The sequence below is a fragment of the Massilia pseudoviolaceinigra genome (assembly GCF_030846505.1).
Taxonomy (GTDB): domain Bacteria; phylum Pseudomonadota; class Gammaproteobacteria; order Burkholderiales; family Burkholderiaceae_D; genus Telluria_A; species Telluria_A violaceinigra.
This window is the reverse complement of sequence record NZ_JAVCWL010000037.1, coordinates 1-13,514: the sequence shown is the minus strand read 5'-3', so window position 1 is coordinate 13,514 and position 13,514 is coordinate 1. Positions and strand designations below refer to the sequence as shown.

Sequence of the window (13,514 nt, the reverse complement as noted above, 5' to 3'; positions counted from 1 at the left end):
AGCGTTGTTCGCAGGTATATTACTCAGCAGAATCGATGACATTCGGAAGTGCATCGATCGCCCCGAAAGCGACTAACCCGATAGGATGCATATGAAATACTTGGTAATTGCAGCGGTTTTTTGCGCCGGACCGGCGTGTGCAGGCGGGTTCGACGACATGAAGGCGGCGCTGGCGCTGTTGCAGGGACAGGGCACGCTGCGGGCGGCGTACGAGGTGCGCGAAACGCACACGGAGTTCGATGCCAAGCCGCTCAAGGGGCCGGAGACGGTCATGGCGGTGGCGCAGGTGGTGGATGATCCGGCCGGGCTGGAGATCCGCTGGGACCGTGGACTGCTCAAGCGTGCGGCGGACGAGTCGAGCGTGGCGAAAGGGGCCAAGCGCAAGCAGGCATTGTCGCAGCTGCTGGGGTCGAGTTCCGCGCCGCGCCTGGCCGTTGCGATGAATTATGCGCCACGGTTATTGCAGTCGCTCTCGATCAGTCAGTTCAAGTCGGAGCGCGCCGAGACGTATCTGGGCAAGCCGGCCAGGCTGGTGGAGTTGGTGATGACGCCCCAGGAAGAGGTGAACCAGAACGTCAGCGTGAAGGAAAACACCATCGAGGCGCGCTTCTGGCTCGGACCGGACGGGGTGCCACTGGGGGCGGTGACCAATCACACGATCAGGGCCAAGCTGATGGTGTTCATGTCGTACGAGAAGACGACGAAGGAAGAGTTTACGTTCGGGGTGGTGAATAACCGGCTGGTGGTGCTCAAGCGGGAGATGCAGGGGAAGGAGAAGGGGCCGGGGACGGAGAATGAGTTCAAGAATTTGTATACGATGACGCCGAAGTTGTAGGTGTAGCTGTAGCGCACATCGCCGACATCAAAACGTCGTTCCTGCCACTGGCAGAAACGACGGTTTTTAAGCTAACGTAAAAGTTCAGATTACGGCTGGTATGCGGGGATTACGGCTGGTACATGTTTTCCTCACGCCCCGCCACATCGACCCGCAGCGACAGCACTTGTCCATTCAACGGATAGCTCTCGCGCTCCGCATCCGGCCGTCCATGGCTGGCGCTGGTCACATACAAGGTGCGCAGATCGTCGCCGCCGAACGCGATCATGGTCGGGCACTTCACCGGCAGCTTCACTTCGCGCAGCAGTTCTCCCGACGCCGCAAAGCGCAGCAAGCGCGCGCCTTCGAACATCGCGCACCAGTACGCGCCTTCGCTGTCGACCGCGGCGCCATCGGGCCGCCCGCCGTAGTCGGCCGCCTTCTTATCGGCCGAAAACAGCTGGAACGTCTCGCGCGCCTTGGCCTCGCCGCTGGCCACATCGAAGCGATAGCGGTCGATCCGGTGGCCGGCGGTGTCGGCGTGATACATCGCGCCCCCGTCCGGCGTGAAACCGAGTCCGTTCGAATTCATCATTCCGCCCGACCATTTGAGACTGATCTTGCCCTTCTCAAGGCAAAACATCTGCGCCGCCTGCTGGTCGCGCGGCTCGTAGATGGTGCCGACCCAGAAGCGCCCGGCCGCATCGACCCGGCCATCGTTAAAGCGCGTGGTGGCGGTGCCGTACGGCGCGGCGGCGATGTCCGTGATGTCGCCGCTGGCCGTGTCGAGGTGCACAAAGCCGGCCCGTGTTGCGACCACCAGGCCGCCGCCGGCGTGAATGGCCAGCGCCGCCGGTTCGGTCGCCATATGCCACGAACGGTGCGCGCCGCTGGCAGGATGCAGCGCGTGCACCGTGAAGCCGCCGATATCGACCCAGTACAAGGTCTGTTCGCCGGCATGCCACAGCGGGCATTCGCCCACCAGCATTGGCGTGTCGTGGACGACGGTAAAGGCGTCGGCGCTCATCACACCGCTGCCTTGGCCATGGCGATCAGGCCATTGGTGGAACTGTCGTGCAGCTCCGGCTGGGCGTCGCCGGTCAGTTCCGCCTCGATTTTCTTGGCCAGCACCTTGCCCAGTTCGACGCCCCACTGATCAAAACTGTTCACGTCCCAGATCACGCCCTGCACGAAGGTCTTGTGCTCGTACAGCGCGATCAGGGCGCCGAGCGTGTACGGCTTGAGGTATTCCATGAGGATCGTATTGCTCGGACGGTTGCCGGGGAAGGTCTTGTGCGGCGCCAGCGTTTCGATTTCGGCCAGCGACAGTCCCTGCGACTGCAAATCGATACGTACTTCGTCGATGGTTTTACCGCGCATGAACGCTTCGGACTGCGCAAAGCAGTTCGCCAGCAGCGCGGTGTGGTGGTTTTCCAGTTCGTGCGCGGGACGCAGCGCGGCGATGAAGTCGATCGGCGTGACGTCGCTGCCCTGGTGCAGCAGCTGGAAGTAGGCGTGCTGGCCGTTGGTGCCGCAATCGCCCCAGATCACCGGGCAGGTCGGCGTGTCGACCGGCTGGCCGCCCTTGGTCACGCGCTTGCCGTTGCTCTCCATGTCGAGCTGCTGCAGGTAGGCCGGGAAGCGGTTCAGATCCTGATGATACGGCGCGATCGAGACCGAACCGCAGCCGAGGAACTGGCGGTTCCAGAAGCCCACCAGCGCAAGCAGCACCGGCATGTTCGACGCCAAAGGCGCCTGCTGGAAGTGCTGGTCCATCGCATGCGCGCCGGCCAGCAGATCGCTGAAGTGTCCGAAGCCGATTGCCAGCGCCACCGACAGGCCGATTGCCGACCATACGGAATAGCGTCCGCCGACCCAGTCCCAGAACGGGAACATGTTGGCCGGGTCGATGCCGAAGGTCTTGATCGCCTCGGTGTTGGTGGAGACGGCGACGAAGTGGCGCGCCAGCGCGTCTTCCGGCGCGTGCCGCAGGAACCAGGCGCGCGCGGTCTGCGCGTTCATCATCGTTTCGGTGGTGGTGAAGGTCTTGGAGGCGATGATGAACAGGGTCGTTTCGGGATTGACCTTGCCCAGCGCGGCGTCCATGTCGTGACCGTCGACGTTGGAGACGAAGTGCATGGTCAGGCGCGGGTGCGCGTATTGACGCAGCGCCAGGCAGACCATTTTCGGTCCCAGGTCCGAGCCGCCGATGCCGATGTTGACGATGTCGGTGATGGGCTTTCCGCTGTGGCCAAGCCAGGTGCCGGCGCGCACGGCGTCGGTGAAGAGGCGGACCCGGTCGAGCACCTCGTGGACGTCGGCGTTGACGTCCTGGCCGTCGACCACGAGCGGGGTGCCGCGCGGCGCGCGCAGGGCGGTATGCAGTACGGCGCGCCGTTCGGTCAGGTTGATGCGCTCGCCGGAGAACATGGCGTCGCGCTGGGTTTCGACGCCACGTTCCTGCGCCAGGTCGACCAGCAGTTCAAGCGTGCGCCCGTCAAGCCGGTTTTTTGAATAGTCTAGGAACAAACCCGCCGCATCGACAGTCAGTTTGGGGAAGCGTTGCGGGTCGGCGGCGAACAGGCCGCGCAATTGCCAGTCTTCTGCTTCGACTGCGTGCGTTTCGAGGGCCTGGAAGCTGGCGGTGGAGGTAAGGGCAGGCTGGCGCATTGGTGCTCGCTGTTCGGTTGGTTAAGATCGGGTGCCGGCCGCGCGGCCAGCGCATCGAAGAAGATTATCGAATAATACAGAAATTCACGTAAATTCACTACAAAAATATGGCGGCCCCGACTGGTGGAGGGCCCGCATAATCGATGTTGCCAGCGCTCTTTATGGGCTGTGGATTTGCAATTAACGATCAAATTAAGCAAGCCGGGCGACCTGAATGTACGGTTTTCGCCAGTTTTGTAGTAAAATTTCACGAAATAAATTCATAAGGAACGACCATGGCGTTGCATCCCGTAGTTGAATCGGTCACCAAACGCATCATCGAGCGCAGCCGGCCATCACGCGGCGCGTATCTGGCGCACCTCGACGCGGCCCGCGTCGACGGTCCGCAGCGCGGCGCGCTGTCGTGTACCAACCTGGCGCACGGCTTTGCGGCCTTCCCGGCCAACGACAAGCTGATGCTCAAGCAGGTGAAGAAGCCATCGGTGGCGATCGTCTCGGCATATAACGACATGCTGTCGGCGCACCAGCCGTTCGAGCACTTCCCGGCCATTATCAAGGATGCGGTGCGCGAGGTTGGCGCGGTGGCGCAGTTCGCCGGCGGCGTGCCCGCCATGTGCGATGGCGTCACCCAGGGCCAGCCGGGCATGGAATTGTCGCTGTTCTCGCGCGACGCCATCGCCATGGCGACCGCGATCGCGCTGTCGCACAATATGTTCGATTCGGCCGTGTACCTGGGCGTGTGCGACAAGATCGTGCCGGGCCTGCTGATCGGCGCGCTGCACTTCGGCCACCTGCCGGCGGTGTTCGTGCCGGCCGGGCCGATGACGACCGGAATGTCGAACAAGGAAAAGGCGCGCATCCGCCAGCTGTACGCGCAGGGCAAGGCCACGCGCGACGAGCTGCTCGAATGCGAATCGCAGTCGTATCACGGCGCCGGCACCTGCACCTTCTACGGCACCGCCAACAGCAACCAGATGCTGATGGAGATCATGGGCCTGCACATGCCGGGCGCCGCCTTCATCACCCCGGGCACGGCGCTGCGCGACGGTCTCACGCGCGCCGCGGCGCAGCGCGCGGTCGCCATTTCGCAGCAGGGCGACCGCTACACGCCGGTCGGACAGATTGTCGACGAGAAGTGCATCGTCAACGCCGTGGTGGGCTTGCTGGCCACCGGCGGCTCGACCAACCACACCTTGCACCTGGTGGCGATCGCCAAGGCGGCCGGCATCGTGATCGACTGGAACGACTTCAACGAGCTGTCGGCGATCATCCCGATGCTCACCCGGATCTACCCGAACGGCGACGCCGACGTGAACCACTTCCAGGCCGCCGGCGGCCCCGGTTTCGTGATCCGCGAACTGCTCGACGCGGGCCTGCTGCACGACGACGTGACCACCATTCTCGGCAAGGGCTTGCGCGCGCATTGCGCCGAGCCGTTCCTCGATGGCGACAAGGCGATCTGGAAAGAGCTGCCCGCGCTCACGGGCGACGACAGCGTGCTGCGGCCTGCTTCGGCACCGTTCGCGCGCGATGGCGGCATGATCCTGGTGGCAGGTAACCTGGGCCGCGCGGTGATGAAGATCTCGGCGGTCAAGGAAGAGCACCGCATCGTCGAAGCGCCGGCGCTGACCTTCAATTCGCAGGAAGACTTCATGCACGCCTACACGGCGGGCAAGCTCGATCGCGACTTCGTGGCCGTGCTGCGCTTCCAGGGTCCGCGCGCGAACGGCATGCCGGAACTGCATGCGCTCACGCCAGCGCTGGCGAACCTGCAGGACGCCGGGCGCCACGTGGCGCTGGTGACCGATGGCCGCATGTCGGGCGCGTCGGGCAAGGTGCCGGCGGCGATCCACGTGTCGCCGGAGATCCTGGCGGGCGGCCCGCTCGGGCTGGTGCGCGACGGCGACATCATTCGCCTCGACGCCACCACCGGCACGCTGGAAGCGCTGGTACCGGCCGACGTATGGGCTGCGCGTTCGCAGGCCACGGCCGACCTGTCCTCCAGCCATATCGGCATGGGCCGCGAACTGTTTACCATGTTCCGCAATGCAATCAGCGAAGCGGAGAAGGGTGCCACCACCTTCCCGCTGCCATCGCCGATTCCCACCACCGTGTCGCTGCACGATACCGCCGACATTGGCGACACCGTGCCCGGCTCCGACGAAGACTTTTTGATCAAGAACCCAAAATGACCATGACCCTACTCGACATCATGCGCTCGGCGAGCGTGATTCCCGTGATCGCCATCGACGATCCAGACCACGCGGTGCCGCTGGCAAAGGCGCTCGTTGCGGGCGGCATCCGCGTGCTCGAAGTGACGCTGCGCACCGCGCACGGCCTGGGCGCGATCCGCGCGATGGCGCAGGTGGAAGGCGCCATCGTCGGCGTCGGCACCCTGACGCAGGCCGATGAATTTGCGGCAGCGCGCGATGCGGGCGCGGTGTTCGGCGTCTCGCCCGGCCTCACCCCGGCCTTGATCGACGCGGCACGCAAGAGCGGCCTGCCGCTGCTGCCGGGCGTGATGACGCCATCGGAAGTGATGGCCGCGCGCGAAGCAGGCTTTCGCCAGCTCAAGCTGTTCCCGGCGGTGCCGGCGGGCGGCGTGGGCATGCTCAATGCGATCGGCGGCCCGCTGCCGGACGTGACGTTCTGCCCGACCGGCGGCATTTCGATCGAGACCGCGCCGCAGTTTTTGGCGTGTAAGAACGTGGCCTGCGTGGGCGGTTCGTGGCTCACGCCGAAGGACGCGATCCTGGCCGGCGACTGGGCCCGCATCACCGAGCTGGCCAGGGCGGCGTCCGCACTGCGCTAAGGCTTGGCGGCCGTGCGACCGTTTTTGCGCGGCAAACCGGGCCGTCCCATGACGCCCGGCGAGATCGGCATGGCGTCGGCCCTGTTCGGCGACGCCATCGATTACGCGCGGGTGCAAGTGCATGCGCGCCGTTATCTGCCGTTCGGGCTGCAGCCGAAGAACTGCGCCATGACGCCCAACGGCACCATCTACTTCGACCAGTCCTGCTGCCTGCCCGATTTTTCGGCCGGCAGCGAGCATGCGCGCCACTGGTTCATGCACGAGATGGTGCACGTGTGGCAGCACCAGCTGGGTTATCCGGTGTGGTGGCGCGGCGCGGTGCGCATCGGCTTGAGCTATCGCTACGAGCTGGCCGAACACAAGACCCTGGCCGACTTCAACATGGAAGCGCAGGGCGATCTGCTGGCCGATTATTTTGTGCTCAAGTTCCTGCACTCGTCCACGGCGATGCGGCAGCAGCGCTATGCGAAAAGCCTGGCGTTGTTCGAGACCGTGCTGACCGGCTTTCGCCGGCATCCGGCGGGCAGGAATCATTTGCCGGGTGCGCGCCGCCTGGCGTGAGCGCTTGCCGCAATCCCGCTCCCGCTCCCGCTGCGCGACCGGCCCTATCGTTCGGCCTTCAACAGACATCACGGACGTTCGATCCCGGGTCGGACAAACACCCCCAAGCTGCGTCAAGTCCCACACGGCGTTACCGTATGTGCTGAGTCAACACTGCGCGGAGCCAGCCCTCTACTCTTGATGTTTATTTTCAGCATCTTTTTCCGAGGGGTATTTCATGCGGCCCAGCCAGCAGATCCTGTGTTGTATCGTCGCCGCCATCTTCAGCGCGGATGCCTGCGCGGCCCCGCACCCGGGCGAACTTGATGTACGGCAGGGAAGTGGAGGCATCCCCTGCTTTACGGTGTTCCAGAAGGATGAGCGCGTGTTCGGCTCGCCCGAATTCCGGTCGATCAGCGTCACGGATGTGACGGCGGGAGGGCGCATGCTGATGTGGGCGATGGCGATCCCGCCCGAGCGGGCTTTTCTTGTGACGTTTCGTTTATGCATACCGTACGCGGGGCGTTTGCCTGTCTTGCCGAAAACGAATGCCTTGCCGCTACAGCTGGGCAAAGTCTACGAAGTTCTTGTCGACATCAAGCCGCCCATGTCGGCCACGGCTCCACGCGCTTACCGCGCCCGGTTTTGCCTGAGCGGCAAGGCGGGCGGCGGGCTGCAGCTTCGCACGCTCAACAGCGGGGCAGTCGATGGCAAAGGACGTCCGGGGTGCGGCGCGTAGGAAACCGTCGCAGGTTTCGCCTGCGATGACATGCCGCCGCACCGTGTTGGCCACAATTGCCCGCTGGTTTCGCTTTCTTCGCAACACCTCGCCCGCAGCTTTTCGCCGCTTCCTGAAATCCCTGCGCCCGCGCAACTCAGCGTCGCTTTCGTTCCGCTAATGTCGGTTAAAGATTCCACACGGAAATATCTTAAAACCGGAAATAGCGAACTGGGACATGGCGATGATCTCCACTTTAGAGAGCTTGCAAGACCTTGTGGGCGACCGACAGCACGACCGGCTGTTGCGCCTGTCATTTCCCAACGATGACGGCCCGTTCGCGCAGCTGCTCGTCAATCAGCTGCACGCATCGGAAGGCTTGTCCCGGCCATTTGAATTCGTTGTCGAACTGTTGGCCGATGATCCTGGCATTCCGTTAAAACAACTCCAGGGCAAGCTCATGTGCATCGAACTGGTGCGCAGGGATGGCAGCCTGCGTCATTTTTCGGGGCGGGTGTTCAGTTTTTCCCTGAAACGAGTCGATGGCGGGGTGTCGTTTTACGAAGCGCGGCTGGCTCCGTGGTTCAAGTATCTGAGCCTGCGCAAGGATAACTATTTATTCCACTACACGACGCTGTATCAGCAGGCGCGGAGCATTTTCGGGGATTACCCGAATCTGGCCGACTGGGATTGGCGGGTGCAGGGGGCGAGCGGGGTGATGACGGACTGTTGCCAGTTCGACGAGACCGACAGCAATTTCCTGGAGCGGCGTTGGGCCGCCGCTGGCATTTTCTATTGGTTCGAACACAGCGCAACGGGTCACAAGCTGGTGCTATCGGACGACTCGAGCGCCGCGCCGCCGATTGACGGCGGTCCGGAGATTGCGTTCCAGCGTCATGGGGGAACGGTCGAAGAAGACGGCATTGGCGAATGGTCGCCCGGGCGCCGGATCACGCAGGGCGCCATTGCGCTTGCTTCCTACGATTTCAAGGCGCCGCAGCCGGCGCTGACCTCCCTGCCGACGCTGCATCAGCAGGGCGAGGTGTTTCACGTCGAGTCGTACGAATACACGGGCGCGTTCGGATTCAAGGATGGTGGCGATGCCCGCACGGTGGCACAAACCCGGATGGAGGCGCTGGAAGCGGCTGGCAAAAGCTTCAAAGGTGTTGGCAACAGCCGTTATGTCATGCCGGGCCGCTGGTTTCGTCTGACCGGTCACTTCGACCGGCGAGTCGCGGAGAACGACGAGCAGGCCAGGGAATTTCTGATCGTCGAGGCGATTCATACCGCGAGCAATAACTACCATGTGAGTGCGACCGCGCCGTCCCATTACGACAATGAGCTGGTCTGCGTGCGAAAAATGGTGCCGTGGCGCGCGCCGTGCAGTCATCACAGCAGCGAGACGAAAATCCACGGGATTCAGACCGCCACGGTGGTCGGCCCCGCGGGTGAAGAAATTCATACGGATATGTATGGCCGGGTACGGGTTCAGTTTCATTGGGACCGGGCCGGCGCCAGCGACGAAAAGAGTTCGGCCTGGATTCGCGTCGCGACACCCTGGGCAGGCGAGAATTTCGGGATGGTGTCGATTCCGCGCATTGGCACGGAAGTGCTGGTGCAGTTCATGGATGGTAATCCGGACCGGCCGATCATCACGGGCATGGTGCCGAACGCGAATACGCTGCCGCCCTGGGCGCTGCCGGCCAATAAAACCCAGAGCGGCATTCTGTCACGCTCGACTCCCGGCGGGAGCTACGACAACGCGAATGCCTTGCGCTTCGAGGACAAGAAGGGGCAGGAGCAGTTGTGGCTTCATGCGGAGAAGGATCAACTGACCGAAGTTGAGCACGACGAGGATAAATGGGTTGGCAATGACCGGCGCAAGACGGTTGACCGTGACGAGACCAGCCATATCAAGCGCGACCGCACCGAAACGGTTGATCGGGACGAAGCGATCACGGTGCATAACAACCGCACGGAGCGCGTCGACCATGACGAGCGGATCAGCATCGGAGAGAACCGCAGCGAAGACGTCGGCAAAGACGAGACGATTTCGATAGGCAGTAATCGCAGCGAGAGCGTCGGCAAGAATGAAACGATCAGCGTTGGCTGCAACCGCAGCAAGACGGTGTCCAAGAACGAGAAGGACAAGATCGGGAAGAACTGGTCGATTAACGTCGCCCGCATGAAGACCGAGACGATCGGCATGGCGTCCATGCAGAACGTGGGCATGGGGCGGATCGATACGGTAGGCATGGCATACAACCTGAACGTCGGCATGGTCATGGCGACGGTGGTCGGGAAGAGTCAGACGACCAAGGTCGGCAAGGTGGTGTCGGTGTCCGCCGGCGACAGAATCGAACTGGTGTGCGGCGGATCGAAATTCGTCATGACGCCGGACGCGATTTACCTTGAAAGCAAAAACATTCACATCAAGGCCAGCGGCAAGGTCCATGTCGATGGGCCGGCCGATGTGCTTCTTAATTCGGGCGGCGCCGAGAGCCCTCCGGGAGGCGATGGGGAGAAAGCCACATGATGGCCGCCGTCGCCGTGGAGGAGGTGTCTGCTGGCGACACCGGCATGTGCGCCACCATCCATAACCATACTGGGGTGCCGCACTTCTGGTTTCAGCAATCCGGTCCCGAAGGCGAACGTCTCGATGTTTTGGTGGTCCGCGCTACGTTCGACTTTGCCGCGCATGGCGAGCGCATTACCCTCGCTGTGGAACAACGCCCCGTCGTTGCGGGTGATGTGTACGCCGGATCTGCATCCACCGATCCGCTGCGCTCCGTCATTGAGGAAGATGGCGATCTGGTACCGTACAAGCCTGGCACGGACATCCTCGTCAGCGGTCGCGCGCTGGCGCCCGGTGGAGTGCCGCGTACCCAGTGGGTCGCGGGACTGCGCGTCGGCGGGCTTAAAAAGCTTTTGCGGCTGCATGGGCCGCGTCAGTTTCGCAAGCGATTGTTTGGGTGGCGCGTCGGGCCGGCGTCGCCTGTGGCATCCGTGTGTCTTGATTACCGGCTGGCGTATGGCGGCTGCATTGACGTCGCGGCTGCATTCACCGGCGATGGGGAGCCCGACACGATCAGGCATCGCGCAAATCCGGCCGGCATCGGCTGGTTGCCCAATCCTGCCGATTACAAGCACCTCGGACGGGCTGGCCGCGCCTTCGTCGCGCGCTGGGTGGCTGACCAGAAGGTGCTGGATGCTCCGCAAATCGAGGCTGCGCTCGATCCAGTTACGCATCCGTTCCAGCGCTTGCCGCCTCAAGGGTTTGGTCCCATCGCACGCTGGTGTACGCCACGCGTGGGTTACCAGGGCGACTACGACGCGCACTGGCGTTCCAGCCGGTATCCGCTGCTGCCAGACAATTTCGATGCGCGCTACTTCCAAAATGCCCCGGCCGACATGGTGATGACGCCGCATTTGCGTGGCGATGAAACCGTGACGATGACCGGCATGCTTCCGGAGAAAACGGACATGGCTCTGTCCGGATGGATGCCGATTATCGCCGCCCGGCTCGCCAGTGGAGGCGATGTGATCAGCGTGCCGCTTATCGATACCCTGCGTTTCGACCTGGACCGGCGTCAGGTGTCGATAGTCTGGCGGACCCATTTCGATTACGACGATCCCGTGGTGGACATTGCGATAGCGGTTACCACCCCGGGCAACGGGACCAAGCCAGATCAGCCGATAGTGCAACCATTGAGCGGGGTGGATGATGGGTCTGGTCCGACATATCGCGCATGCTGACGGCTGGCTCGTCGTCGCCACGGAGCCTGATTTGTGCCATGTGGGCAAGTGCGTGGTGGCATTCAACAGCTTCGCACAACTCGATTACAGGCATGCGGCGTCTCCGGATGTGAAAGCGCGGGGGACGCCGGTGTACCGCATCGGCGATCTCTTCAAGAATACGCAAGCGAACGCGGGTGCGCATATCGTGTCCGGCACCTCGCTGTCCACCGGCTATGTCCAGATACTGGAGGGGCATTCCAACGTCAAGGTCAACGGAATTCCTGTTGCGCGTCACGACAGCGGCTGCCGTATCAATTGCGACAGCGCTGGCATGGGTGGCGCGCGTGGACAGGTTGTGACAATGGTCAAAACCATCGCGCCGCCCCCGGCGAAAGGCGCCGCCGCACCGGCAAGCGCTGTGGCGCGTGTCAGCAACAAGCTGTTGGCGTTGAAAACAATGCGGGACAAGCTCCTTGCGGGGCGCCTGGACTTGGATGCACTTGACGAGTTCATTGATTTCGATCGCGCGAACGCCGTGTCGGATGGCTGGATAGGAGCGATCCAAGGCACGCCCGGAACGGTCGGCGATTGGGCGGCGCAGGGCTTACGTGGCGTGCTTGGGGGCGCGAAGGGTTTTGTCATGGGCACTGGCGAACTGGCCTATGAAGTGGTCAAGGGCGTGCCCAAGTTGTTGCGCATGGGTGGCACTGTGCAAGGCCAGCAGCTTGCAATGCTCGATAAGCTGATACTTATCGAGGATATTCGTCTCGGTAACGTTAGCGCGACGAGTGTGGCGCAAGATGCGAGTGGACTTGCGTCGGCGATGGTCAGCCCGGTTACCAATCCCTGGTCGAAGGGGCAGTACGTTGAATCGGTGACGCGAGGCGTGTTTGAAGCCGCCATGTTTGGTAGCGGCTGGCTAAAAGCCGCACGTGCGGCAAAAGCCAAAAAGTTGTTGGACTTGGCAAAGGTTAAGGACGCAGCTGCTACCGCTGCGGCTACTACGGCTACCACGGTCACCACAACCGCGGGTAGCGCCGCCATTAGCACTGCGACAGGCGCCGCCACGAGAGCCGGGACCGCTGCAGTTCGCACTGGCTCTAGTGCCACAGGCACATCTGGCGCCGCTGCAGTAGGCTCGGCCGCCAAAGTAGGAACCGGTGCAAGTACAAAAGCGATTCCGACGGGGCGTGGTGGTGTGTACGTTTCGGGTGCACCAAAGCGAGCACGTCCACCACCAAATGGATATTCCGGGCCAGACGCTTATAAAACCCACGGAATAGTTGACAGCCCTTTTAATAGTGCTGAAGGACGCAGGCTCGTCGAGTCGTACACATCTCAAGGGTTCACGCCTGTGGAGGCTGCAGAAAAAGCCGCCAATTTGATGGCAAGTGGATCCAGTCTGCCTAAAACGATCGATTTGGTTGCGGGTGACTCGTTATATAAATTAGTGCCAGAAGGGGATATGCCTGGAAAGTATTCCGCGTTTTTTGCTACCAAGGATGAAATTTCAGCTTTGAAGGGAATGAGTTATGATCAAATTTCTGATCGTCTTGGAATTCCGTTGGAAAGTCAGCAAACTTTACGTTTCGACGTTCATGAAGTCTCAGCAAACAGAGCTATTACGGTATTTGAATCGACGATTGCCAGGACCTCACAAAATGGATATCTTCAACCAGGCGGAGGGATTCAGACACTAATTACTGATCGGAGCGCGTTTACATCTCCTGTTTTGATTGGAAAATTACCATGAGTGTGACTAAAAGACGACTCGTCAAATTGATTGGCGATACTGGTTTATATGCCGAAGTTGACCTAGTTAAACTTAGACGTCTCTCAAGAGAATTGCTGAGCTATATCCAGATTAATATCAGTCCGCATGAAGATGAGTATGAAATATGGAAGTGGGTGGTTCCAATGTGCACGGCAGTTCTCGATGGTACTATTCGATTGCCCGTTCCGTTCCTGGATTTACCACTAAACTATCCGATGCGTGAAGGGCTTTTGCCAACTGATTTTCAGAAAATATACGCGGCGTTTAAAATTGTGGCCTGTGGAATGGCGGTGGAAGTTTTGGAGAAAGTCGTGATCGATGGTGCTACATATGCGTACGCGGATTTTGAAGAGTAAGCAGAATATTTTTCCGATCAATATCGGTTTTAAAAAAGTTGCGTGGCGGACCGATTCGTCCGCCTTGGGGTATTCCAAAAAACGTCCCTAGC

Annotated in this window: 11 protein-coding genes; 9 read left to right on the top strand and 2 right to left on the bottom strand. The window is 61.6% G+C overall.

From position 1 onward, the window contains the following. Positions 1-91 precede the first annotated feature (91 nt). A complete protein-coding gene (locus RBA40_RS27750) occupies positions 92-835 on the top strand; it encodes a hypothetical protein (protein ID WP_306651635.1) in 744 nt (247 codons plus the stop codon). A gap of 109 nt (positions 836-944) precedes the next feature. On the opposite strand, the gene RBA40_RS27745 is transcribed toward RBA40_RS27750, so the two are convergent. Then, positions 945-1,841, bottom strand: coding sequence for an SMP-30/gluconolactonase/LRE family protein (locus tag RBA40_RS27745; protein WP_306651633.1), 897 nt, complete (start codon positions 1,839-1,841; stop codon positions 945-947). Continuing rightward, entirely contained in the window at positions 1,841-3,484 is a 1,644-nt protein-coding gene (pgi, locus tag RBA40_RS27740) for a glucose-6-phosphate isomerase (RefSeq protein ID WP_306651631.1), read from the bottom strand. Before pgi ends, RBA40_RS27745 begins: the two co-directional genes overlap by 1 nt. Positions 3,485-3,759: 275 nt before the next feature. Here pgi and edd point away from each other — a divergent pair, with 275 nt between their 5' ends. The 8 genes from edd (at position 3,760) to RBA40_RS27700 (ending at position 13,422) form a co-directional block, all read left to right on the top strand. After that, positions 3,760-5,676 (top strand): phosphogluconate dehydratase, encoded by a 1,917-nt coding sequence (gene edd / locus RBA40_RS27735; protein WP_306651630.1) that lies wholly within the window; start codon positions 3,760-3,762, stop codon positions 5,674-5,676. Beyond that, positions 5,673-6,296: a bifunctional 4-hydroxy-2-oxoglutarate aldolase/2-dehydro-3-deoxy-phosphogluconate aldolase gene (eda, locus tag RBA40_RS27730; RefSeq protein WP_306651628.1), complete on the top strand. Its 624-nt coding sequence runs from the start codon at positions 5,673-5,675 to the stop codon at positions 6,294-6,296. The genes edd and eda overlap by 4 nt, the downstream gene beginning before the upstream one ends. 12 nt (positions 6,297-6,308) lie before the next feature. Continuing rightward, the gene (locus RBA40_RS27725) at positions 6,309-6,857 is read left to right on the top strand and encodes a Rhs element Vgr protein (RefSeq protein WP_306651626.1); all 549 of its coding nucleotides are present in this window, start codon (positions 6,309-6,311) and stop codon (positions 6,855-6,857) included. A 217-nt stretch (positions 6,858-7,074) separates the two neighbouring features. Continuing rightward, positions 7,075-7,575, top strand: coding sequence for a hypothetical protein (locus tag RBA40_RS27720; RefSeq protein ID WP_306651624.1), 501 nt, complete (start codon positions 7,075-7,077; stop codon positions 7,573-7,575). 217 nt (positions 7,576-7,792) lie between these two features. After that, positions 7,793-10,090, top strand: coding sequence for a type VI secretion system Vgr family protein (locus tag RBA40_RS27715; RefSeq protein WP_306651622.1), 2,298 nt, complete (start codon positions 7,793-7,795; stop codon positions 10,088-10,090). Beyond that, positions 10,087-11,310: a DUF2169 family type VI secretion system accessory protein gene (locus RBA40_RS27710; protein ID WP_306651620.1), complete on the top strand. Its 1,224-nt coding sequence runs from the start codon at positions 10,087-10,089 to the stop codon at positions 11,308-11,310. Before RBA40_RS27715 ends, RBA40_RS27710 begins: the two co-directional genes overlap by 4 nt. Continuing rightward, on the top strand, positions 11,276-13,045 hold the full coding sequence (locus RBA40_RS27705; RefSeq protein ID WP_306651618.1) for a hypothetical protein: 1,770 nt from the start codon (positions 11,276-11,278) through the stop codon (positions 13,043-13,045). The genes RBA40_RS27710 and RBA40_RS27705 overlap by 35 nt, the downstream gene beginning before the upstream one ends. After that, the gene (locus tag RBA40_RS27700; RefSeq protein ID WP_306651616.1) at positions 13,042-13,422 is read left to right on the top strand and encodes a hypothetical protein; all 381 of its coding nucleotides are present in this window, start codon (positions 13,042-13,044) and stop codon (positions 13,420-13,422) included. Before RBA40_RS27705 ends, RBA40_RS27700 begins: the two co-directional genes overlap by 4 nt. Positions 13,423-13,514: the final 92 nt, after the last annotated feature.

Coding starts and splice junctions, on each gene's coding strand:
- RBA40_RS27750 (WP_306651635.1), top strand. CDS start 92: ATGAAATACTTGGTAATTGCAGCGGTTTTTTGCGCCGGACCGGCGTGT.
- RBA40_RS27745 (WP_306651633.1), bottom strand. CDS start 1,841: ATGAGCGCCGACGCCTTTACCGTCGTCCACGACACGCCAATGCTGGTG.
- pgi (WP_306651631.1), bottom strand. CDS start 3,484: ATGCGCCAGCCTGCCCTTACCTCCACCGCCAGCTTCCAGGCCCTCGAA.
- edd (WP_306651630.1), top strand. CDS start 3,760: ATGGCGTTGCATCCCGTAGTTGAATCGGTCACCAAACGCATCATCGAG.
- eda (WP_306651628.1), top strand. CDS start 5,673: ATGACCATGACCCTACTCGACATCATGCGCTCGGCGAGCGTGATTCCC.
- RBA40_RS27720 (WP_306651624.1), top strand. CDS start 7,075: ATGCGGCCCAGCCAGCAGATCCTGTGTTGTATCGTCGCCGCCATCTTC.
- RBA40_RS27715 (WP_306651622.1), top strand. CDS start 7,793: ATGGCGATGATCTCCACTTTAGAGAGCTTGCAAGACCTTGTGGGCGAC.
- RBA40_RS27710 (WP_306651620.1), top strand. CDS start 10,087: ATGATGGCCGCCGTCGCCGTGGAGGAGGTGTCTGCTGGCGACACCGGC.
- RBA40_RS27705 (WP_306651618.1), top strand. CDS start 11,276: ATGATGGGTCTGGTCCGACATATCGCGCATGCTGACGGCTGGCTCGTC.
- RBA40_RS27700 (WP_306651616.1), top strand. CDS start 13,042: ATGAGTGTGACTAAAAGACGACTCGTCAAATTGATTGGCGATACTGGT.